Genomic DNA, 21,329 nt, shown 5'->3' with positions numbered 1-21,329 from the left:
CCGTCGAGGTTGATCTGGTGCAGGTGCCCGCTGCCGTAGTAAAGCTGATTGAGCTGGCGGCCGTCCGGCAGTTCCAGACCGGTGAGGTTGCCCAGCACGTCGTAGCGGTAATGCAACTCGCCGCTGCTGCTGGTTTCGCTAAGCAACTGGCCGGCCGCGTCGTAGCTGAACGCCAGATGGTCGCTGCCGATGCCCAGCGCTTTACCGGCCGCAGTGGGTAGGCGGTCGATGGCAATCACCCGGTCGGCGTCGTCGTACTGATAGTCGAGGCGCGAGTCTTCGGTCATGCGGCAGAGCACACGGCCTGCGGCGTCGTATTCGAATTGCTGAAGGCGCGAGATTTCGTTGAACGACTGGGCAGCGATTTCATCCAGTTGGGTCAGGTAGCCGCCGACGTTGTAGCTGAAGCGCCTACGCAGGCCATCGACCCGCACTTCTTCTTGCAGGCGGTCGCTGGCGTCGTAGCTGAACCGGTAGGCCGCCTGGTTTTCGTTGATCAGCGCCACCAGCCGTTGGGTTTTGTCGTACTGGTAATGCACCTGCTGACCGCGGGCGTCCTTGCGTTTGCTCGGCAAACCGCGTGTGGTGCGCGACAGGTAAACGGTGTGGTCGTCGGCGTCGGTGTGGCTGAGCAACTGGCCGAGGGCGTTGTAGGTGTAGGCGTCGTGGCTGCCATCGGGGTGTTCGATGCGCAGCAGTTCGCCATCGGGCTTGCGGGTCAGGCGGGTGGTGCGTTCCAGGGCATCCTTGATGCTGACCAGATGCAAGCGTTCGTCATACGCGTAGTGGCTGCGGTTACCGGTGCAGTCCTGATATTGCTCGAGCTGGCCCAAGTTGTTCCACCACAGGTGGGTGGTGTTGCCGAGCGGGTCGACGGAGGTGTGTGGCAGGCCGGCGTCGCTGTTGAAGAACTGAGTGACCTGGCCCAGTGGGTCGGTGCTGTCGAGCAGGTTGCCGCTGCGGTCGTAGGTCCAGCTCGCGCTGCTGCCATCCGGGCGTTCGATGGCGGTGACGAGGTCGGTGTTCAGGTGGTAGCTGTAGCGAGTCGAGCGACCCAGAGGATCGGTTTCTTCGACCAGTCGGGAAAGGTCGTCGTAGGTGAATTTGAGTAGGTTGCCGTCGGGCAATTCCAGGCCGGTCATATTGCCTGAATCATCCAGTTCGAAGCGGTACTGCTCGCCACCGAAGTCACGGCTGGCCACCACACGCCGACCTTCGTTGTAGTGGACCTGGGCGACACGCCCGAGTACGTCGCGAATATCGGTTTGTCGTTGCGCAAGGTCGTAGTGGAAGTGGAAGTGCTCGCCGTCGTTGGTCCAGTGCTCGATCACGCGCGGTTCGTTGTCGCTGAAGGTCGTTGACCAGCGGTAATGGCAAACCAGCCCGAGAGCGTTCTCGTGGGCGACCATCAACCCGTGCTCATAGGCGAAGCTGCGCACCCGGTCGCCGTTGCGGTTGATCACCTGTTGCAGTTGGCCGTGGGCGTCGTACTGGTAATGCACCAGGGTTTCCACCGGCCGGTTGTCGACCACACGCTCGACGCGGCTCAGACGCCGGGGGTGATGGTCGTAACACAGATGCAGACGAATGCCGCCCGTGGCGCAGATGTCACTCAGACGCTGCTGGTTGTCGTAGCTGAACGTGAGGAAATGACCGAGCGCATTTTCGATCCGCCGCAGTGGCGCGGGTTGGCCGTTTTCCGGCAGCTCGCCGAAGTAGAAGAAGGTGTTGTCGAGGCTGTGAAGCAGGTAGTGACCACCTTCGGAGCGCACCACAAACAGTTGCTCGTCCGTCAGATACAGGCGTTCACCGGGCTCAAGCGACGGCAGTGGCAGGTCACGGCCCTGGTTGTCGCGCAGGTAGAGCTGGTCTTCTTCCAGACGTAGGCTTTGTTCCCACGGCAAAACCCAGCCGTGCCCGAGCAGGCCTTCGTGGGTGAGATCGCTGGCATAAAAACGTGCCCAACTGATGGGCATCAACCCCGGCAGGCTGAAGTCGGTTTTGCCGTCTTCCAGGAGCAATTTGCGCCCGCTGATGGCATCCACCGGGTTGCCCATCAGGGCCCCGGCGACGCGTCCGATGGCGGGGCCGATGACGAATTGTCCGGCCAGCTCTCCGGCAACGAACCCCGCCGCGAATTTCAGGGCGCAGGGGGCCACTTGCTTGAGGCCCACCTTGCCGGCCATCAGGCCCAGTTTCAGCAAGCCACCGGCCGCACCGGCCACGGCCATGAGGATGTCGACAGTGGTGCGCAGCCATGGCGGAACTTCGTCGTCTATCGGCAGGTATTGCTCGGCGTCGGCGCCGACAAAAACGTTGTCCGAACCGCTGTCGATGGCACTGCCGCAGGTCAGTTTGTCGCCTTTGCGCGCAGCGGCCAAACCGTTGTAGAAGACCTTGCCTGAACCTTCGGCAACCAAGGGCAACGGGTTCGGGTGCTTTTTGCAGATCCCCGTGCTGGCTTCGGCCTGAGCGGCCTTGAGGCCGTTGATGAACACATCGGGTGAGCCGCTTTCGATGCCCCCGGCGGGGGCCTTGGACATTCGTCCTATGGCCTCCCCCCCGGCGACCAGCCCCATTCCTCCCAGGCCCGCAATCAAGCCCACCACCAGGCCGGCCCCAAAGCCGCAAGTCGCGACCGTGAAGATCGCTACCGCGGCGACCAGGGCCAGCCCCAGTGCCGCGCCCACCAGGAAACCGACGAGGGCGTTGCTGTGCGCAATCTCGTCATTCAGCCGTGCTGCTTCGAACATGCGAAGTCTCTCTGTCGCATCGACCCTTCAAGGCCGGAGTGGGCTCAAGGGGTGGCGGTCACAGGCGGATGGGCCTTGAAACTGGCCAGCACGTCTGCCCAGAGCGCGTTCAACGGATCGTCGAATGGCACCTGGCAGGTGGCGGTGAACACCAGCACTCGTTCGGGCGCCACGATGAACGCGGCCTGACGCTGGTACACCGGGCGGCCATCGCTCTGGTAGTGAGCATCGACCTGCTGGCCCGCTATCGGTGCCTGCGCCGACAGCACGACCGCGTTGAGGCCCTGGTGTTTGTACTTGCGCAGCTTGGCCGCAATCAGACTGACCTGACGTTCGACATAATCGGTAAGGGCCTCGCCCGGCAGTGTGTTATCGCGTGAGACCGTCAGGCTGAACGGTGCCGGCAGGGCGACACTGGGGACAAACATGTTGACGCTGCGGTCGTGAAAGCCAGCGGGCAGAGTGAGGCTGCCTTCCTGTAGCAAGTAATCCATTTACGTCATCTCGTCCGTGGTGATGTTGTTCAGATTGCGGGTGCCGGTGGATTGGAGAAAACCCCATCGACCTTCGCCTCGATCGTGCCTTGGGCGCCATCGGCCCCTGGCGTAGCGATTGCTGCGCCTCCGGGCATGTTGATGTCGAGTTTTCCGCCGGTATTGATTTGTGCGTCGCCCGTCACCGAAAAGTTGAACGAGGTGCCGTAGAGATTGATCGCCCCGTCCGCTGTCATCTCGATGACGCTCTGGCCACACACCAGCCGCAGTTTTTCACCGGCCTCGATCATGTATTGGGTGCCGATGCTGTCCAGCTTCGTCCCGCCGACCTGCAAGGTGTCATCGACCTTGACGGTTCGCAGGCGGTTTTGCCCGATGGTCACGGTTTCGTTCTGCCCCACCGAGTGAACGCGGTTGACGCCGACCCAATGGCTCTCGTTGTTCTCGACGGTACAGTCCTGGTTACGCTGGGCGTGGATGAAGATCTGCTCCTGGCCGGCGCGGTCTTCGATGCGCAGTTCGTTGGAGCCATTGCCGCCCAGGCTGCTGTTGGTCTTGAACACGCTACGGGTTTTGTTCGCTGGCAGCGGGTAGGGCACGGGGGTGACCTTGTTCGGCACGCAACCGGTAATCAGCGGTTTGTCCGGGTCGCCTTCCAGGAAGGTGACGAACACCTCCATGCCGATTCGCGGGATGACCACCTGGCCGTAACCGGGGCCTGCCCAACTGGACGCGACGCGTACCCAGCAACTGCTTTGGTCGTCGTAGAGGCCGTCGCGGTCCCAGTGAAACTGCACTTTGACCCGACCGTGTTCGTCGCAATAGATTTCCTCGCCCTTGGGTCCGGTCACGATGGCGGTCTGGCTGGCCAGTACGGGTTTTCGTGGCGGCAGCGGCGGCCGGTAGAACGTGGCCCAGGGGATGGCGTTGAACGTGTTGCGATAGCCTTGGACAAAACCATCCGAGAGTTGCACGTCGCTGATGATGGACTCTTCGAGGACTTGCGGTTGCTTGCCTTCATGGCACACCTCGGTCAACAGCCACAGGTCGTTCCACTCGGTACGCGGGTGTTCGCCAAGTTGCAGAAAGTGGCCGCAGACCAGGGTCGGCTGGTCGCTTTTGCCGGCAACCAGGCGGTAGTCGGCGCGATGACGTTCCAGGGCGTGCTGACTGAGCAACTTGCCCCGCTCGCGATCGGTGAACAGGCCTGGATAGTCGTAGTCTTCCAGGTCAGGCTGTCTGGAGTCCTTTTCCGGCTGGTAGTCAGACTCCAGCAGCATCCGCGGTTTCTTGAAGTCGTAATCGCGGCGGGTGGTACGGCTGGTGCGCGCTTCCAGGCGCAGGTCGAACGCCTTGATCACCGGCTCGGTGGCGGCCATGCCGCTGTCCGGCTGGTAGGCGGTGGGGCGGCCGAGCTTGGGGAACACAGTCTGGTCGTCGCCAAACACCAGTACATGCCCGGAGCGACTGTGCTGGAAGTGGTAGTGGATGCCTTCTTCCTCGCACAGACGCTGGATGAATTGCAGGTCCGATTCGTCGTACTGCACGCAGTAGTCACGCGGGGGCAGCGGTGTACTCAGCGCAAACCGATAGGCATTGCTCAGGAGGCCATGTTCTTCGAGGATCTGCGCAATGATGTGGTTGACCGGCAACTGCTGAAAAATACGTTGGTTGTGGCGCTGACTCAGGTAGGCGAGTTGCGGCCTCAGCGTCACGCTGTAGCGGGTCAGGCGTTTACCGCTGGCCCCTTGGGCGACTCGGTAGACTTGCCCGTGAATGCCGCTGTCGGTGTCATTGAAGGCCAGAAAGGCTTGCTTGTGCAGCAGGCTTTCGAGGTCCAGGTCCGGGCGTTCGCTGACGAGCTCCACTTCGAAGGCAAACGGCGTGCTGAGCGCCTCCTTGCCGGTAAAGGAGAGCACTTGAAGGTCATGTGCAAGGTCGTCGATAGACAGGCTGAAATGCGTCTGGTGGGCAGGGCTGAACATCCATTGTTCCTCAAGCGCCAAAGTGACATCGCTCAGCAAAGCTGGCCGATGGGTTGTAACGGTCGGCCAGATTTGACCAGCGACCGGGGAACGCCACTCATCGGAGCCCGCAGTGCCGGATACTTTGTGGGTCCAGGTGATTAGGGCCTTGTTTTTCGCCGGTGACGGACATACACGTTGGTGTTGCCATGAATGCGTTCCTTGCTTACATGAAATGAGTTTGCTTGCGGGCGAAATCTCCTACTGAGTGATCTTTGTTTATCAAAATTTGTGCCATGTGTAATGAATTTTAATTAAATCAACTAGTTGAATATTTATCGTGTGGGGGTTTTCCTTATTTTGCGTAGGAATGGTCGCTAAAGTGCGCAACTTCTTGCGCAGTACTGCGCAAGAAGTTGCGCACTCGGCTACAGGTCAGGTGGGCCGTGGGCTGTAGAGGTTTTATGAGCGGATTTTTGGAAAAAGTGCGCAAGAAGTTGCGCACATCGGCAAAAGACCGCTTCCCGGCCAAGTCTCGAATCGAGGGCAAGAAATCGTTTAAACGGGCAACGAATCCTACCGCCTGCGACTCAGCAGCTTGATTGCTCAAACAAGAATCAAATCACATGGGTGAAAGCGCAAGGACAATGATGGTACGGCGGACGATGAATCGGACAACGCGCTAGAAAGTCTCAGCCCCACCTTCGGCTTTGCCAATCGATGTACTGACCTGCGTGACATGCCGGCGGCCGTTGACCGAGTAACTTCGTTCGGGATCCCCGGATCCAGGCTTGCGCAATGTCAGTTGCGCATACAATCCGTCTTTCTCGCTGTAACTCCCGAACCAATTGTTCAGCCGTGCAATGAAGCACTCGTTGCCAATGATGACTCGCATATCCGTAACAGGTTCTATCACGTAGTAACCTGCGCCGTAGCTGTAGTAGTCATCGTCGCCGGGCCCTGATGCAGGAATGGGGCAGAGGGGGCCTTTCTGTTGGCTGGGTTGTTGCGGCTGGCCGGCTTTCGATTGACTCAGGGCTTTGGTGAGCGACTTTAACAAGGCTGGCTCCAGTTTGTAGCGCGTCTTGTTGTCCTCCTTGTACTGAGTGCGGGGGACCGTCAACTGGTAGTCGTACTGAACCGTCACTGTCGGCACTTGGCTGTTGATTTTCAGGGGATTGAGCAGGTAGACCCTATCAACACCGTAAAAGCTGTCGCGGTAGGCCAGATACATCCTTGCGTGAGACTTGATCCAGCCGGCCGATTGGTTGGCGCCGCGATCATTGGTGAAGAATAGCGAACTGCCGGCGCTTGCTTCAGGGTCATAAGTGGCCAACCTTCTGGTGAACCGCTCTCCATCGCGACGCAAGGTTTCATAGAAACTGAACAGGCCGGTACCGCCGGTGTAGGTTGAAACGATCAAGTCCCGTTGGCCGTCGCCGTCCAGGTCGATCAATGTGTAATTCGCCTGGCCCTGCTCGGCGTCAGCGTCAAGGCCGGAAGCGTTCAGCGCTTTCCATTCATCCTGTGTGACACCCTTGGGGATGCGCTTGGGGAACAGTGTGTGATCTTCCGTCGGGTCGTCATTTGGATCGCCGGAGAATGAGGTTTTGCCTTTTTCGGTCGTGAGAGAACCCAGTGCTCGCTCCAGCGCAAACTCTGGATGGCCCTTGCTCATGTCCCGAATACGTTGCTGCAGCTCCTCCATGACCTGTTTGTCGGTGTCGTCCGGCTTGTAGGCAACGGCCTCGATCCACTGCACGTTCAACATCTGCAAGCGATCTTGATAGCGCTGGTTCAGGCAACTGACGTTGTCGACGCATTCATCGCGCACTTTCAGCCACTGACGCTGAGCCGACTTCAGTTCGGCCTGGGCCTGCGGGGTGGCTTTCATCAATTTTCGATAAGCCGAGCCCATTTGTACGTCGAGTTCATACAGCGACTTGTCTGCGCAAATCGCATTCTCCACGGCACTCGCCGCTTTGGTGCAGTCCATTCCGGCGGCTGTTGCGAGCTGAGTCAACAGCAGCGCACACGCCGACACGATGTAGCGTCCTTTGATGTACACGATGAAAACCTTGAAGTAGGAGGGTGAGAGCAGGCGCGCAGGGTAATCGCTGTGCAACGAATCTTGAAGCCCCGCTTCAAGAGAACCGTTGATCCGGCCGATAACCCATTCGGTGACTTCAGAGTCGCACGAAATCGCTTGATAGCATTTGGCCGGCAGCTATCATCTGCGCGCCTGAAATTTGCCCTCGGTCCATCCTCTTCAATTGCCTGGAAATCCTCGATGCTGTCGTATCACCAAAAGAGTTTTCTGATCGTCGATGATTTCTCGGATTTCCGCAGTTCCGTACGCTCGATGTTGCGCGAGCTGGGCGTCAAGGACGTGGACACCGCCGATACCGGTGAGCAGGCGCTGAAAATGTGCGCGCAGAAGTCCTATCACTTCATCCTCCAGGACTTCCACCTCGGTGACGGCAAGAAAAACGGTCAGCAGGTGCTGGAAGACCTGATGGTGGACAAGCTGATCAGTCACGAAGCGGTGTTTGTGATGGTCACCGCCGAGACCAGTCAGGCGATGGTGCTCAGTGCCCTGGAGCACGAGCCGGATGCGTACCTGACCAAGCCGTTCAACCGTATCGGCCTGGCCCAGCGCCTGGAACGTCTGGAGCAGCGCAAGACCCTGCTCAAACCGATTCTGCAAGCCCTCGACCGTGGCAAACCGGTCGAAGTACTCAACGCCTGTATCGCCCTGTGCAAACAGGACATCCGCTATTCGCCGCTTTGCCTGCGTTATCGCGCCGACGCCTTGCGCGACATGAATCAGAACGAAGCGCTGGAGCGGCTGTATGACAGCATCATCGCCGACCGGCCGCTGCCGTGGGCTTTTGCCGGTCTGGGCAAGTTGCTGTTCAAGCGCGGTCAGATTGCCCAGGCCAAAGGCGTGTATGAAAAAGCCCTGAAGGTATTCCCGATGATGCCGGCGCTGTACGACGGCATGGCGGATGTCCTGGTGGCCGAAGGCGATACCAAGGGCGCACAGCAGGTACTGGAAGAAGCGATTCGCCTGTCGCCGCTGGCGGTTCGCCGGCAGGCACTGCTCGGCAAACTGGCGATGGCCAACGAGGATTTCGACACGGCGTCGCGGGCCTACCGTCAGGCCGTGTCCCAAGGCGCGCAGTCGCGCTTCAAGGACCCGGAGAGCAATCTGGGCCTGGCCCATGCGCTGATCAGCAAGGGCAGCGAGAAAGGCCTCGATACCCGCACGCGGCTGGAGATCAACACCACCCTGAGTGCCGTGGCCAAGGAGAACCCGACCGACCCGGGCCTGCAGATTCGTGCGCGTCTGATGAAGGCCACCAGTCTGCTGCTCAACGATGCCGAGACCGCCGAGAAACTCACCGAACAAGCGCTGATGCGTCTCGACGGCATGGAGCAGTTCATGAGCCCCGAGGCCGCGCTGCTGGTCGCCAAGCAATTGCAGATGCTCGGTCAGGCCGAGGCGGGCACATCGATGCTCAAGAGCTGCGCGGAAATCTACGGCGATGACCCGACGGTGATGAAAGACATCGCCAAGCTCACCGACGACCCGACTATTCTCAGCTCCAGCAATGCCGCCGCCGACCTCAACCGTCAGGGCGTGCGCGTGTACAAGACCGGCAACCTGGTGGAGGCCCGCGAGGTGTTCCGCAAGGCGCTGAAGATGCAACCGAAGAACATCAGTATTGCGCTGAACATGGCGCAGTCATTGCTGCACGGCACCGACACCAATGTGCCGTCGGCGGAGCTGGAAGAATGTCGGGCCTGCCTGAAACTGGTGGGCATGATGCCCGATACCGACGCGCGTTATCCGCGTTATCAGAAGCTGAAAAGCAAGGCGTTTGGCGAATGAACCAAGACGAGCAGGCACTGGATTTTTCCACGGTGATTGCCTCCACCGTGCACGACATGAAGAACTCTCTGGCCATGCTGATGCAGGCCCACAGCCAATGGCTGGCGCGTCTGCCCGAGGCTCAGCGCAAGGTGCCGGAGCAGGGCGTGATCGACTTCGAGTTCGCTCACCTCAACGGCATGCTGGTGCAGTTGCTCGGGCTGTACAAGCTCGGGGTCAACCAGATGCCGTTGCAGCCGGCCTATCACGAGCTGGACGACTTCATCGAGGCGCAACTGGCGGCTCATCAGGAGGTTTTCGCCAGTCGTGGAATCATTGCCACTTACGAAGTCGACCCGCTGAGCCCCCTGGGTTTCTTCGACCGGGAACTGATCGCCTCGGTGCTCGGCAACTGCATCAACAACGCGATCCGCTACGCCCGTGAATCGCTGCTGATCACTGTCAGCGACGAGGCCGGGCAACTGGTGTTGAGCATCAACGATGACGGCGACGGTTACCCGGTCGAGATGCTCGAACGTCAGGCCGATTATGTGCAGGGCATCAATCACAGCAGCGGCAGTACCGGCCTCGGTCTGTACTTCGCCGGGCGCATCGCGGCGCTGCATCAGCGCAACGGTGTCGGCGGCCGGACCGAGATCCGCAATGGCGGGCCGTTGGGTGGCGGTGTGTTCAGTATTTACCTGCCCTGAATCACGGATTCATCGACTCGAAGTCTTTTTGTTGGCCGCTGCTTGATATTCCGAACAGCTGAAGCCTATTTTGTCCGGGTCGCCGTTCGCGGCTCGCACAATAACAAGGATTGCGTCATGACAACCGATGGCCAGCGTTCACTCGCGCAGCGATTGACGGGCATTGATGAGATTGAATGTGTCACGCCGGATTTGAACGGCGTACCACGAGGCAAGGTAATGACCGCCGAGGGTTTCCTCGAAGGGCGGCGTTTGCAGATGGCCCGGGGGGTGCTGCTGCAATGCATCATGGGGGGCTATCCCGCTGCGCGGTTCTACGGCAGCGATGACGGCGATCTGGCGCTGGTGGCTGATCCTGCGCAAATCCATCCTCTGCCGTGGAGCCACGAGCCGCGCGCGCTGGCCATCTGTGATGCCGACGAACTGACCGGCGAAAGCTCCAACCTGTCGACCCGTGGCCAGCTCAAGAAAGTCATTGCCCGCTACGCAGCCCTCGGCCTGGCGCCGGTGGTGGCGACTGAACTCGAATTCTTTGTGTTCGCTCCGAACACTGACCCGACCCAACCGTTCCAGCCGCCAGTCGGTCTCGACGGTCGTCGCGAGGATGGTCATTCGGCGTTCAGCGTCAGTTCCAACAACGGTCTGCGACCATTCTTCAGTGAAGTCTACAAATGCATGGCGGCCCTGGGCCTGCCGCGCGATACCTTCATGCACGAAATGGGCGTCAGCCAGTTCGAGATCAACCTGCTGCACGGTGATCCGCTGTTGCTGGCCGACCAGACATTCCTGTTCAAGCACCTGCTCAAGGAAGTCGCGCTCAAGCATGGCCTGACCGTGGTCTGCATGGCCAAGCCGCTGGCGCACACGCCGGGCAGTTCGATGCACATTCACCAGAGCATCGTCGAGATCGGCAGCGGCAAGAATGTGTTCAGCGATGAGAACGGTCAGCCGACCGCGATGTTCCGCCACTTCATCGGCGGGCAGCAGGCGGGCATGGCTGACTTCACCGCGCTGTTTGCACCGAACGTCAATTCCTACCAGCGCCTGTGCCACCCGTTTGCGTCGCCGAACAATGCCTGCTGGTCCCACGACAACCGTGCTGCGGGCCTGCGGATTCCGGCCAGTTCGCCGGTCGCCCGTCGGGTCGAGAACCGTTTGCCGGGCGCCGATGCCAACCCTTACCTGGCGATTGCCGCGAGTCTGGCGGCCGGTCTGCACGGTATCGAACATGAACTGGAACCGAGTGCGCCGATCCAGGGTGAATTCGAAGTGCCGGACAATCTTTCGCTGCCGTGCACGATGCACGCCGCACTTGAGCGTCTGAAACGCAGCCAGTTGGCCAAGGAACTGTTCGGCAAGGAGTTCATCGAAGGCTACATCGCTTCGAAAACCATGGAGTTGACCAGTTTCTTTGATGAAATCACTCCCTGGGAACGGCGTGTTCTAGCTGCCCAGGCCTGACGAACTGTCGCCATCGGGCTATCGTTTGATAGCCCGATACTTACCGCAAGGAGCCGCTCGGAACGCCGATGCGCCAAATCTGGAAATCCTTTCGAGCGCTGTATTTCGCCTCGCTGATGATGTTGATCGGCTCGGGCCTTCTTTCTACTTATCTGGCTTTGCGTCTGGCGGCCGACCATGTCGATGGACTGTGGGTCGGTGCGTTGATGGCGGCCAACTATTTCGGTCTGGTGCTGGGCGGCAAGATCGGTCACCGACTGATCGCCCGTGTCGGGCATATCCGCGCCTACTCCGCGTGTGCCGGGATCGTCGGCGCAGCGGTACTCGGTCATGGCCTGGTGGACTGGCTGCCAGCCTGGCTGGTGCTGCGGACGATTGTCGGTCTCGGCATGATGTGCCAGTACATGGTGATCGAGAGCTGGCTGAACGAGCAGGCTGACGCCAATCAGCGCGGCGTAGTGTTCAGCGGCTACATGATTGCCTCGTACCTGGGGCTGGTGCTCGGTCAGCTGATTCTGGTCATGCACCCGGGGCTGGGCCTGGAACTGCTGATGCTGGTCGCCCTGTGTTTTGCCCTGTGTCTGGTGCCGGTGGCACTGACCCGGCGGATTCACCCGGCGCCGCTGCATCCGGCACCGATGGAACCTCGCTTCTTCATCAAGCGCGTACCGCAGTCGTTGAGTACGGTGCTCGGTGCCGGTCTGATCATCGGTTCGTTCTACGGTCTGGCGCCGCTCTATGCCTCGCAGCAGGGGTTGTCCACCGAACAGGTCGGTCTGTTCATGGGTACCTGCATTTTTGCCGGGCTGCTGGTGCAGTGGCCACTGGGCTGGTTGTCCGACCGTTATGACCGGGCCTTGCTGATCCGTTGCTTTGCCGGGTTTCTGGCCGTAGCCGCGTTGCCGCTGGCGATCCTGCCGCAGGTGCCGCTGGAGGTCTTGTTCGGCGTCGGTTTCCTGTGCTCGCTGGTGCAGTTCTGCCTGTACCCGCTGGCTGTGGCGTTCTCCAACGACCATGTCGAAGGGGATCGGCGGGTCTCGCTGACGGCGATGCTATTGGTGACCTACGGGGTCGGCGCCAGCATCGGGCCGTTGTTGGCCGGTGTATTGATGAAAATGTTCGGTAGCCAGAGCCTGTATGCGTTCTTCAGCTTCTTCGCGCTGGTGCTGGTGTGGCGCATCCGGCCGAAAGCCGTGACCAATCTGCACCAGGTCGACGACGCACCGCTGCATCACGTGGCGATGCCGGACAGCATGTCCAGTTCGCCGCTGGTGGCCGCGCTCGATCCGCGGGTCGATGAGCAAGTGGTGCAGGAGCAGATGCAGAATAATGTCGCGCCCGAGCCTGCCGTTGAACCCGAATCACCTGTGGAGCCTGAGCCCGGCAACGACAATCCTGCGCCGGACATCAGCGGCGCCAGGCCTTGATTCTGAAAAACACCAGGCATAAAAAAACGGGCAGTCACCGCAAGGGACTGCCCGTTTTTCATGGTGCGTACGAATCAGAGATCGTCTTTGTCGAAACGCCGTGCTTCACGTTGCAGCTGATAGACGAAACGCTCGACGTTACGCGCCGCCGGGCCGCTGATGTTGTGAAAACGCAGGCCGGCGAAGGTGATGTTGAGTTTTTCTTCGAAGTGCAGGTAGCGCAACTCGACCGATGTTGGCTGATTGCCGAACAGCGGCGGGGCGATCAGGCGATCGTAGACCTGGCCCAGTTGCAGGCGGTCGGTGATATCACCTTCAAAACGCAGCTTGCAGCCGGTGGCGGAAATATCCAGCAACTTGCCACCGATCGGCGACTTGAGCTTTTCGCCACCCAGTTCGACGCTGACCAGATCGGTCAGCTTCAGTGCCGCGCGGAAGGCATTGCGGCGCTGGTGATAGACCACTTCAGTGGGCATCTCGCCAATGTAAAAGCGGTCACCGTCGGATTCCTTGATATCCAGCGTGCCGTTGCATTCCCAGGCAATACGTACGCCTTCATGGAAACCTTCGACCTTGAACGGCTCGCCGGCCAGCAGGAAGCGTTCGCCATCGCGCGGGATCATTTCATCCAGGGCAATTGTGGCGGTTTCCCGGTCAACCTTGATCAGGTAGCTCTGGAAGCGCTGGCTGCGTTCGTGAAAGGTGATGATCAGCGGATCGTGGCTCTCTTGCAGCTGGCGCAGGTTGCTGGAGATTTCCAGAGGCGTGGTGAGCACCTTTGGTGGCTGCGGAGAATCATCCGCGCTGAGGACGTTGGACACGTTAAATCAATCTCCAGACAAAATTTGACTACGGCTGGCCAGTATTTTGCCAGCATGTTTCGCGCGTTGATAGGGCGCAAGCATAGAAGAACGCATCACGCCTGACTGAGCGCGCGGGGTTTCTGCAGTTTGGAGAAGGTGCCACTGGCGTCATAGAGCGCAGGTGGCTCGCCGCCGGTGAGGATTTTCAGCTGATTGGCCGTGGCGGCCTGCTGAATCACGATCGACTGGCCATTTTTGGCATTGGTCGCCTGGCACTGGGCGATCAGGTCGGTCAGAACGTCGCTCTGGGTCAGCAACTGCTCGCCGATGCTCGACTGGCTGGCCAGTTGTTCCAGGCCTTGGCGGTCGAGCGACAGATTGAGGCTGGCGAGGATTTCGCTGCGTTTGCGGCCATGCTGCTCAAGCAGAATGATCAATGCCTGTTTGCGCGCCAGAATTTCTTCCAGCAGCGGCATGTCGCGACCGTGCAAGGCGAGGGACTCGGATTGCAGTAACTCCAGCAATTGTTGAGCTGGAGCAAAGTCGTCGGTGATCAGTTGCAATAAAGTAGTGTCGTGCATGGCTGGCCTTGGGTTTTAAGCGTCCAAAAGCCTGGCGCTGACCGAGGCCTAGCGCTGGGCTTCGAAGTTGAGCAGTTTGCTGGCTACACGGTTGCTGTCGACTTTATAGCTGCCATCGGCAATCGCTGCTTTCAACTCGGCCACGCGGGCTTTGTCGACGGCAGGCTGATCGCGCAGCTTGTCAGTGACCTTCTGCAACTGTTGAGCCTCATTGCTGAGATGTACCGATTCCCCGCTTTTTGCGGTACTGGCCTGTTCGGCCGGGGTATTCAGCGTCGCGGAAGTACCGGTTTCGGCGGTTTCCTTAGGCGTGCTGGTACGTGTACTGCCCGTAAGTGACGAGGAGCTGTTCAAACGGCTGAAATCGATGACCATGTTAAAAACCTCTGGGAATTTGGACGCTTGCCATGTTCTCGGCCATCCCCTGGAAAACTTTAGGCTCTTTTACCAATGAGCCTGCATGCGCCGCACAGATCCTGCTGCGGCACAGTTTAGGGAACAGCTCAGGTTGGCGCCAGTTTTCTGCGCGATCCCTCACGAGGCTTTCCTGTCATTGCTCCAATCGTTGCTCACATTGCCACTTCCACCTGGCCCGGCGCCATGACCTGCGCCTTGATGACCCGTTGGGAATTGAGGTTTTTCACGCGAATCTGTTCTTTCAGGCCGCCGTTGGACAGGGCCTCGCCCGGCATGCGCACGGAGAGCGTGCCGCTGCGGGCGGTAATCACCACTTGATCGCCTTTGCGAACGACTTCCGCCTGTTCCAGATGCACGAGGGTAATCACTTGGTCGGCGACCGTTGGTCGGGTCAATTTTTGCCCGATCGCCTCATCCACCGACGTCAGGAAGCCCTGGTTGATCAGGCTCACATCATGCTCGCGCAGGGTCACGTCCTGAGGCTCGATGATCCCGGCGCGCTTGAGCGGGCGAGTGGTGGTCACGACCGGGCGAAACAGGCGGACTTGAGCGGGTACGAACACGGTCCAGGGGGAGGCGCCTTCGCAGCGAACCTTGACGGTTACGCGCCCCAAAGGACGTGCCGGGCTCTCCAGCGACGCTGTCAATTCCTTGTCGCACATAGGCATGTGCATGCGCGGATCGAGCTGCTTGACCTCGATTTCATAACGCCCTTCCGTTTGACTGGTAGCCAGATAGTCTTCTACGGTGAATTCAAGAAAGCCCTGAGTGACGCCGATAAGCATGTCAGGCAAGGTAACCGCATCAGCAATGGCAGGGCTGCCCGCGAAAAACAGGCAAGCGGCAGACACCGCGCAAAGTCCTCTGCGAAGGGGGGATGTCAGGCGTCGGAAAAATGTCGTTTGAGTGTTCATAAGAGTTAAAAAGCAAGCGCCGTGCCGTTTAGCAATGAATGTGCGTCGCAACAACACTTGGCGTTGGTGTAGGAGTCTGGGCATGGCTGGTGTAATGGATTCGGTGAACCAGCGCACGCAACTGGTGGGGCAGAATCGCCTGGAGCTGTTGTTGTTCCGTCTCGACGGCCAGCAGCTCTACGGGATCAACGTGTTCAAGGTTCGGGAAGTGCTGCAGTGCCCGCAACTGACGCTGATGCCCAAGTCCAGTCCTGTCGTGTGCGGGGTGGCGAATATCCGGGGGGCGACCATTCCGATCCTTGATCTGGCAATGGCAACCGGCTCCGGGGCGTTGAAAGACAAGAACAGTCCGTTCGTGATCATCACGGAATACAACACCAAGACCCAGGGTTTCCTGGTGCGCTCGGTGGAACGTATCGTCAACATGAACTGGGAAGAGATCCATCCGCCACCCAAGGGGACCGGTCGTGATCATTACCTGACCGCTGTGACTCGGGTGGACAATCAGTTAGTCGAAATCATCGACGTCGAAAAGGTGCTGGCGGAAGTCGCACCGACACCGGAAGCGATTTCGGTCGGCGTGGTGGATGTCGAGACCCAGAGCAAGGCGCTGTCTCTGCGGGTGCTGACGGTCGATGACTCGTCGGTGGCGCGCAAGCAGGTGACGCGTTGCCTGCAGACGGTTGGCGTTGAAGTGGTGGCGCTGAACGACGGCAAGCAGGCGCTGGATTACCTGCGCAAGCTGGTCGATGAGGGCAAGAAGCCGGAAGAAGAGTTCCTGATGATGATCTCCGACATCGAGATGCCGGAGATGGACGGGTACACCCTGACGGCCGAAATCCGCAGCGACCCTCGCATGCAAAAGCTTCATATCATCCTGCATACTTCGTTGTCGGGTGTGTTCAACCAGGCGATGGTCAAGAAAGTCGGTGCCGATGACTTCCTGGCCAAATTCCGTCCTGATGACCTGGCATCCCGGGTAGTCGACCGGATCAAAGCAGCAGATATCAGCTAGGGACTTTTCGTCCCTGGCGATCAACACGATTTAAGAGGCGGCATCATTTGTCTACGGGTAATTTGGATTTCGAACAGTTCCGGGTCTTCCTGGAAAAAGCCTGTGGCATTTTGCTCGGTGAAAACAAGCAGTACCTGGTCTCGAGCCGTCTCAACAAACTGATGGAGCAGCAAGGCATCAAGTCCCTGGGTGAGCTGGTACAGCGCATCCAGACCCAGCCGCGCAGCGGTTTGCGCGAGCAGGTGGTCGATGCCATGACGACCAACGAGACCTTGTGGTTTCGCGACACCTATCCGTTTGAAGTCTTGAAGAACAAGGTGCTGCCCGAGGCAATCAAGGCCGCTCCCAACCAGCGTCTGCGGATCTGGTCGGCGGCCTGCTCGTCGGGTCAGGAACCCTATTCGCTGTCGATGTCGATCGACGAGTTCGAACGGACCAACATCGGTCAGTTGAAGATGGGCGTACAGATCGTTGCCACGGATCTGTCCGGCAGCATGCTGACCAACTGCAAGACCGGCGAGTACGACAGCCTGGCGATCGGTCGCGGTTTGTCCGCCGATCGTCTGCAGCGCTACTTCGACCCGAAAGGGCCGGGGCGCTGGGTGATCAAGGCACCGATCAAGAACCGGGTGGAATTCCGCTCGTTCAACTTGCTCGACAGCTACGCAAGCCTTGGCAAGTTCGACATCGTGTTCTGCCGCAACGTGCTGATCTACTTCTCCGCCGAGGTGAAGAAAGACATCCTGTTGCGTATTCACAGCACGCTGAAGCCGGGCGGTTATCTGTTCCTCGGCGCTTCCGAAGCGCTGAACGGTTTGCCGGACCATTACCAGATGGTCCAGTGCAGCCCGGGGATCATTTACCAGGCGAAGTGATTGGCACCGGCAACACAAAAAACGGGAGTCCTCAGGGGCTCCCGTTTTTTTATGCCTGGCCGTTTTTGCAGTGACGGCAAGCGGCAGAAAAGCGGCATCCGGCGGAAACCCGTTGCCGCTTTTCTGGCATTGCCGCATTGCCGATCACCTGCAAAGCCCCGGAATCCGGGGCTTTTTAAAACTGGCACGACGCTTGCTATAACCCAGTTACGAAAAACCCGGTCACCTGAAGGTTCCCGACATGAGCATCAGCTTCGATAAAGCGCTCGGAATTCACGAAAAAGCCCTGGGCTTCCGCGCCCAGCGTGCCGAAGTCCTGGCCAACAACATCGCCAACGCCGACACCCCGAACTACAAGGCTCGGGATCTGGAGTTCTCCAAAGTGCTCGAAGCACAGAGCCAGAAGAACGCCAACGGCACCATCGCCCTGAACATGACCAACAGCCGTCACATCGAAGCTGAAGGTCTGGGCAATGGCGACGAATCGCTGATGTATCGCACGCCGATGCAGCCGTCGATCGACCAGAACACCGTTGATGCCCAACTGGAACAGTCGAACTACGCGGAAAACGCCGTCGGCTTCCAGGCCAGCTTCACGCTGCTCAACAGCAAATTCAAAGGGCTGGTGTCAGCCCTGCGCGGAGAGTAATCCATGTCCCTGTCCAGCGTTTTCAACATTGCCGGCAGCGGCATGAGCGCACAGACCACGCGTTTGAACACCGTGGCTTCGAACATCGCCAACGCCGAAACCGTCTCGTCGAGCATCGACCAGACCTATCGCGCCCGTCACCCGGTGTTCGCCACCATGTTCCAGGGCGGCCAGAGCGGCGGCAGCAACTCGCTGTTCCAGAACCAGGACGCTGCCGGCCAGGGCGTGCAGGTCATGGGCGTGGTCGAAGACCAGAGCAACCTCGAAGCGCGCTACGAGCCGAACCATCCGGCCGCCGACGCCAAGGGCTACGTCTACTACCCGAACGTCAACGTGGTGGAAGAAATGGCTGACATGATTTCCGCGAGCCGTTCGTTCCAGACCAACGCCGAAATGATGAACACGGCCAAAACCATGATGCAGAAGGTACTGACCCTCGGTCAGTAATAAGGGGCGACTGCCATGAGTGTTTCCGATACCACCAGCAGCCTGAGCATGAAGGACATCCTGGCGAACTCGTCGAAAAAGACCAGTTCGACAGCCGATGGCATTGCTTCGGCCACTAACAGCTCCACCGGCGGCCAGGCCCTGGGCAAGGACGCGTTCCTGCAATTGCTGGTAACTCAGCTGAAGAACCAGAACCCGCTGGACCCGCAGGACAACAGTGCATTCGTTGCCCAGTTGGCGCAGTTCAGCAGCCTCGAGGGGATTACCACCCTCAACAGCACCGTGAGTTCGCTGGCCGGCAACTACAACTCGTCGCAAGCCTTGCAGGCTTCGTCGCTGGTCGGCCGCAACGTGATCGTGCAGACCAACTCGGTCCAGCTCGACGATCCGAGCAAAGGCATGACCGGTTCGGTCACCGTTCCGTCGTCGATTGCCGGCGGCACCGTCAGCATCACCGACAGCAGCGGCACGGTTGTTCGCACCATCGATCTGGGCAGTCGCGCCGCAGGCAGCGCGAGCTTCACCTGGGACGGCAAGGACAAGGACGGCAATGTGGTGAAGACCGGTACTTATACCGTCAAGGCCAACGCATCGATCAATGGCACCTCGACCGATATGGCGACCTACCTGCCGGCCACCGTCACCAGCGTGACGATCAGCCAGACCGGCGGCGAGCTGATGCTCAACCTGTCCGGCAAGGGCACCGTTGCCCTGTCCAAAGTACAAACCATTGGTATATAGAGCCGATTAACCGGCACAAAGGAGTGGAATATGTCTTTCAATATCGGCCTTAGCGGTCTCTATGCAGCCAACAAACAACTGGACGTGACCGGTAACAACATCGCCAACGTCGCGACCGCCGGTTTCAAATCGTCCCGCGCAGAATTCGAAGACGTCTACTCGGCGACCAAACTGGGTAGCGGCAGCAAGGTTATCGGCAACGGCGTGCGCCTGGCCAACGTTTCCCAGCAGTTCACCCAAGGTGACATCAACAACACCGGTAACGTGCTGGACATGGGCATCAACGGTTCGGGTTTCTTCACCCTGAGCAACAACGGCTCGGTGTCCTACACCCGTGCCGGTACGTTCAAGGTCGACAATAACGGCTACATCACCAACACCGACTACACCTCGCGTCTGCAAGGTTACGGTGTGGATGCCAACGGCAAGATCATCAACGGCGTACTGACCGACCTGAAGATCGACACCTCGAACCTGGCGCCGAAGTCCTCCTCGCTGGTGACCTCGACCATCAACCTGAACTCGACTGCGCCGAAGATCGACGACACGGTGGCGGCCGGCAAGTTCGACCCGAACAACCTCGCGACCTACACCAAGCAGTTCAGCACCCCGATCTATGACACTCAGGGCAACATGCACCCGATGGATCAGTACGTGGTGAAAACCGGTGACAACACCTGGAAGGTTTACACCCTGGTAGACGGGCGCAACCCGGACGCTACCGGTACCGATCCGAAAACCGTCCCGCCGGTGGCCTCCACCATGACCTTTGACTCGGCTGGCAAGCTGGTTCAGGTCAGCACGCCAAGCACCTTGCCGGCTCCAGCGCCGAACCCGATCATCAGCAGCGACCTGATACTCAAGGGTTGGGTGCCAGGGAATGTGGTCAATGGCACCTTTACACCTAATGGTGCTGCGGCGAACCCGGCCGGCATTACCATTTCCATGGCCAAGACCACTCAGTACAACGCTGACACCGCACGTTCGATCCCGACTCAGGACGGTTATGCCACTGGCCAGATCACCAACCTGACCATCGACGGCACCGGTACCTTGTTTGCCAACTTCAGCAACAACCAGAGCAAGGCCATCGGCCAGGTTGCGCTGGCCAGCTTCACCAACGAACAAGGCCTGCAGGCTATCGGTGGTACCAGCTGGAAAGAGACTTACGCTTCGGGCATTCCGGGCTACGATGCGCCGGAAACCGGTACCCTGGGTTCGATCGCTTCCAACTCGCTGGAAGAGTCGAACGTTAACCTGACCAACGAGCTGGTGGATCTGATCAAGGGCCAGAGCAACTACCAGGCGAACGCCAAGACCATCTCCACCCAGAGCACCATCATGCAGACCATCATTCAGATGACTTGATGTGAGGTGCACGCTTCACTGAAAACCGACGCCCTGGGGCGTCGGTTTTTTTATGGGCTTCATAAAAGTCGTCTGCCCAAGTTGCTACCGTTCGTCGGCTACTGTGGTGCAGTAATTGCACACTTGGTGAGTCACGGACTGGGCGCGTCAAACTTTCACGTGACCTATGTCATTCGGAAAGAGGGTAGTTAAGCGTCATATCTATAACCCCATTCAAACGTCATGTGGGGAGAGGGCGAAAGCGGCTCTGAAGCATAACGTTGGCTATCGATTCATCAAAAAGGCAAGGAAGAAACAATGGCAGTCATAAACGGAACTTCGGGTACGGATACTCTGGTAGGCACGTCAGGCGCGGATGAGTTGTATGGGTTTGCAGGGAATGACTCGTTGAGTGGTGGTGATGGTAATGATCTGCTGGATGGTGGGGCGGGGGCTGATGTTTTAAATGGCGGGAACGGGGTCGATACCGCCTCCTACGCCAATTCGACAGCAGGAGTCACTGTTAATCTGGTGACCGGGACTGGCCTTGGAGGCGATGCCCAGGGAGATACGCTGACTTCCATAGAAGCAGTGGTGGGTTCCGCCTTCAACGATACCCTGACTGCCCAGACCGCCGGTAGTACGTTAAGCGGCGGTGCAGGTAACGACATTTACTACGTCAACGGCAGCTCGATCAATGTCGTCGAAGCAGCGGGTGGCGGCGATGACGAAGTGCGAACCATCCTGCTCAACCACACCCTGGCAACCAACGTCGAACGCCTGACTTACGTCGGGACAGGTAACTTCACCGGTTACGGCAACGCCTTGGACAACGTCATTACCGGCGGGGTGGGTAA

19 protein-coding genes are annotated in these 21,329 nt (G+C 59.3%); 11 read left to right on the top strand and 8 right to left on the bottom strand.

What is annotated here, in order from left to right:
• The 4 genes from AC07VV_RS30400 to AC07VV_RS30385 all read right to left on the bottom strand — a co-directional run.
• The coding region (locus AC07VV_RS30400; protein ID WP_495038339.1) for a DUF6531 domain-containing protein at positions 1 to 2,753 on the bottom strand (2,753 nt) is incomplete at its 3' end.
• 44 nt (positions 2,754 to 2,797) lie between these two features.
• Positions 2,798 to 3,247 (bottom strand): DcrB-related protein, encoded by a 450-nt coding sequence (locus AC07VV_RS30395; RefSeq protein ID WP_495038338.1) that lies wholly within the window; start codon positions 3,245 to 3,247, stop codon positions 2,798 to 2,800.
• Between the two features lie 29 nt (positions 3,248 to 3,276).
• The gene (locus tag AC07VV_RS30390) at positions 3,277 to 5,232 is read right to left on the bottom strand and encodes a type VI secretion system Vgr family protein (protein WP_495038337.1); all 1,956 of its coding nucleotides are present in this window, start codon (positions 5,230 to 5,232) and stop codon (positions 3,277 to 3,279) included.
• Between the two features lie 661 nt (positions 5,233 to 5,893).
• A complete protein-coding gene (locus AC07VV_RS30385; RefSeq protein WP_495038336.1) occupies positions 5,894 to 7,279 on the bottom strand; it encodes a lysozyme inhibitor LprI family protein in 1,386 nt (461 codons plus the stop codon).
• 222 nt (positions 7,280 to 7,501) lie between these two features.
• Here AC07VV_RS30385 and AC07VV_RS30380 point away from each other — a divergent pair, with 222 nt between their 5' ends.
• The 4 genes from AC07VV_RS30380 to AC07VV_RS30365 all read left to right on the top strand — a co-directional run bounded on the left by AC07VV_RS30380 (position 7,502) and on the right by AC07VV_RS30365 (position 12,683).
• A complete protein-coding gene (locus AC07VV_RS30380) occupies positions 7,502 to 9,106 on the top strand; it encodes a response regulator (protein ID WP_495038335.1) in 1,605 nt (534 codons plus the stop codon).
• Positions 9,103 to 9,795 carry a sensor histidine kinase gene (locus AC07VV_RS30375; protein ID WP_367254356.1) on the top strand — a complete coding sequence of 231 codons (693 nt, stop codon included), beginning with the start codon at positions 9,103 to 9,105 and terminating at the stop codon, positions 9,793 to 9,795. The genes AC07VV_RS30380 and AC07VV_RS30375 overlap by 4 nt, the downstream gene beginning before the upstream one ends.
• 219 nt (positions 9,796 to 10,014) lie before the next feature.
• Positions 10,015 to 11,256 carry a glutamine synthetase family protein gene (locus AC07VV_RS30370; protein WP_495038342.1) on the top strand — a complete coding sequence of 414 codons (1,242 nt, stop codon included), beginning with the start codon at positions 10,015 to 10,017 and terminating at the stop codon, positions 11,254 to 11,256.
• A gap of 68 nt (positions 11,257 to 11,324) precedes the next feature.
• A complete protein-coding gene (locus AC07VV_RS30365; protein WP_495038334.1) occupies positions 11,325 to 12,683 on the top strand; it encodes an MFS transporter in 1,359 nt (452 codons plus the stop codon).
• Between the two features lie 74 nt (positions 12,684 to 12,757).
• Here the strand turns inward: AC07VV_RS30365 and AC07VV_RS30360 are convergent, their stop codons facing one another.
• The 4 genes from AC07VV_RS30360 to flgA form a co-directional block, all read right to left on the bottom strand.
• The gene (locus tag AC07VV_RS30360; protein ID WP_495038333.1) at positions 12,758 to 13,504 is read right to left on the bottom strand and encodes a flagellar brake protein; all 747 of its coding nucleotides are present in this window, start codon (positions 13,502 to 13,504) and stop codon (positions 12,758 to 12,760) included.
• Positions 13,505 to 13,599: 95 nt separating this feature from the next.
• Positions 13,600 to 14,067 (bottom strand): flagella synthesis protein FlgN, encoded by a 468-nt coding sequence (locus AC07VV_RS30355; protein WP_096818071.1) that lies wholly within the window; start codon positions 14,065 to 14,067, stop codon positions 13,600 to 13,602.
• 48 nt (positions 14,068 to 14,115) lie between these two features.
• Positions 14,116 to 14,442, bottom strand: coding sequence for a flagellar biosynthesis anti-sigma factor FlgM (gene flgM, locus AC07VV_RS30350; RefSeq protein WP_096818069.1), 327 nt, complete (start codon positions 14,440 to 14,442; stop codon positions 14,116 to 14,118).
• 194 nt (positions 14,443 to 14,636) lie between these two features.
• Positions 14,637 to 15,398 carry a flagellar basal body P-ring formation chaperone FlgA gene (gene flgA, locus AC07VV_RS30345; RefSeq protein ID WP_495038341.1) on the bottom strand — a complete coding sequence of 254 codons (762 nt, stop codon included), beginning with the start codon at positions 15,396 to 15,398 and terminating at the stop codon, positions 14,637 to 14,639.
• Positions 15,399 to 15,480: 82 nt separating this feature from the next.
• Between flgA and AC07VV_RS30340 the strand changes: the two genes are divergently transcribed.
• From AC07VV_RS30340 to AC07VV_RS30310, 7 genes are all read left to right on the top strand, one after another.
• Positions 15,481 to 16,413, top strand: a complete 933-nt coding sequence (locus tag AC07VV_RS30340) for a chemotaxis protein CheV (RefSeq protein WP_007960326.1) — start codon at positions 15,481 to 15,483, stop codon at positions 16,411 to 16,413.
• Between the two features lie 47 nt (positions 16,414 to 16,460).
• Complete coding sequence (gene cheR / locus AC07VV_RS30335; RefSeq protein WP_007960327.1) at positions 16,461 to 17,288, top strand: protein-glutamate O-methyltransferase CheR; 828 nt, start codon at positions 16,461 to 16,463, stop codon at positions 17,286 to 17,288.
• A 241-nt stretch (positions 17,289 to 17,529) separates the two neighbouring features.
• Positions 17,530 to 17,937, top strand: coding sequence for a flagellar basal body rod protein FlgB (gene flgB, locus AC07VV_RS30330; RefSeq protein ID WP_007960328.1), 408 nt, complete (start codon positions 17,530 to 17,532; stop codon positions 17,935 to 17,937).
• 3 nt (positions 17,938 to 17,940) lie between these two features.
• Positions 17,941 to 18,384 (top strand): flagellar basal body rod protein FlgC, encoded by a 444-nt coding sequence (gene flgC, locus AC07VV_RS30325; RefSeq protein ID WP_007960329.1) that lies wholly within the window; start codon positions 17,941 to 17,943, stop codon positions 18,382 to 18,384.
• 15 nt (positions 18,385 to 18,399) lie between these two features.
• Positions 18,400 to 19,125, top strand: a complete 726-nt coding sequence (gene flgD / locus AC07VV_RS30320) for a flagellar hook assembly protein FlgD (RefSeq protein WP_495038332.1) — start codon at positions 18,400 to 18,402, stop codon at positions 19,123 to 19,125.
• Positions 19,126 to 19,155: 30 nt separating this feature from the next.
• The gene (gene flgE / locus AC07VV_RS30315) at positions 19,156 to 20,493 is read left to right on the top strand and encodes a flagellar hook protein FlgE (RefSeq protein ID WP_495038331.1); all 1,338 of its coding nucleotides are present in this window, start codon (positions 19,156 to 19,158) and stop codon (positions 20,491 to 20,493) included.
• A 270-nt stretch (positions 20,494 to 20,763) separates the two neighbouring features.
• Positions 20,764 to 21,329: calcium-binding protein (locus AC07VV_RS30310; protein ID WP_495038340.1), on the top strand; the 566-nt coding region annotated here is incomplete at its 3' end.

Source organism: Pseudomonas sp. GW821-FHT02C04 (genome assembly GCF_059421845.1).
The sequence above is the reverse complement of the archived record's forward strand: the minus strand, read 5'-3'. Positions and strand labels throughout refer to the sequence as shown.

Bases quoted from the DNA above. Each gene is read 5' to 3' on its own strand.
- AC07VV_RS30395 (WP_495038338.1), bottom strand. From the start codon at position 3,247: ATGGATTACTTGCTACAGGAAGGCAGCCTCACTCTGCCCGCTGGCTTT.
- AC07VV_RS30390 (WP_495038337.1), bottom strand. From the start codon at position 5,232: ATGTTCAGCCCTGCCCACCAGACGCATTTCAGCCTGTCTATCGACGAC.
- AC07VV_RS30380 (WP_495038335.1), top strand. From the start codon at position 7,502: ATGCTGTCGTATCACCAAAAGAGTTTTCTGATCGTCGATGATTTCTCG.
- AC07VV_RS30375 (WP_367254356.1), top strand. From the start codon at position 9,103: ATGAACCAAGACGAGCAGGCACTGGATTTTTCCACGGTGATTGCCTCC.
- AC07VV_RS30370 (WP_495038342.1), top strand. From the start codon at position 10,015: ATGACCGCCGAGGGTTTCCTCGAAGGGCGGCGTTTGCAGATGGCCCGG.
- AC07VV_RS30365 (WP_495038334.1), top strand. From the start codon at position 11,325: ATGCGCCAAATCTGGAAATCCTTTCGAGCGCTGTATTTCGCCTCGCTG.
- AC07VV_RS30355 (WP_096818071.1), bottom strand. From the start codon at position 14,067: ATGCACGACACTACTTTATTGCAACTGATCACCGACGACTTTGCTCCA.
- flgM (WP_096818069.1), bottom strand. From the start codon at position 14,442: ATGGTCATCGATTTCAGCCGTTTGAACAGCTCCTCGTCACTTACGGGC.
- flgA (WP_495038341.1), bottom strand. From the start codon at position 15,398: ATGAACACTCAAACGACATTTTTCCGACGCCTGACATCCCCCCTTCGC.
- AC07VV_RS30340 (WP_007960326.1), top strand. From the start codon at position 15,481: ATGGCTGGTGTAATGGATTCGGTGAACCAGCGCACGCAACTGGTGGGG.
- flgB (WP_007960328.1), top strand. From the start codon at position 17,530: ATGAGCATCAGCTTCGATAAAGCGCTCGGAATTCACGAAAAAGCCCTG.
- flgC (WP_007960329.1), top strand. From the start codon at position 17,941: ATGTCCCTGTCCAGCGTTTTCAACATTGCCGGCAGCGGCATGAGCGCA.
- flgD (WP_495038332.1), top strand. From the start codon at position 18,400: ATGAGTGTTTCCGATACCACCAGCAGCCTGAGCATGAAGGACATCCTG.
- flgE (WP_495038331.1), top strand. From the start codon at position 19,156: ATGTCTTTCAATATCGGCCTTAGCGGTCTCTATGCAGCCAACAAACAA.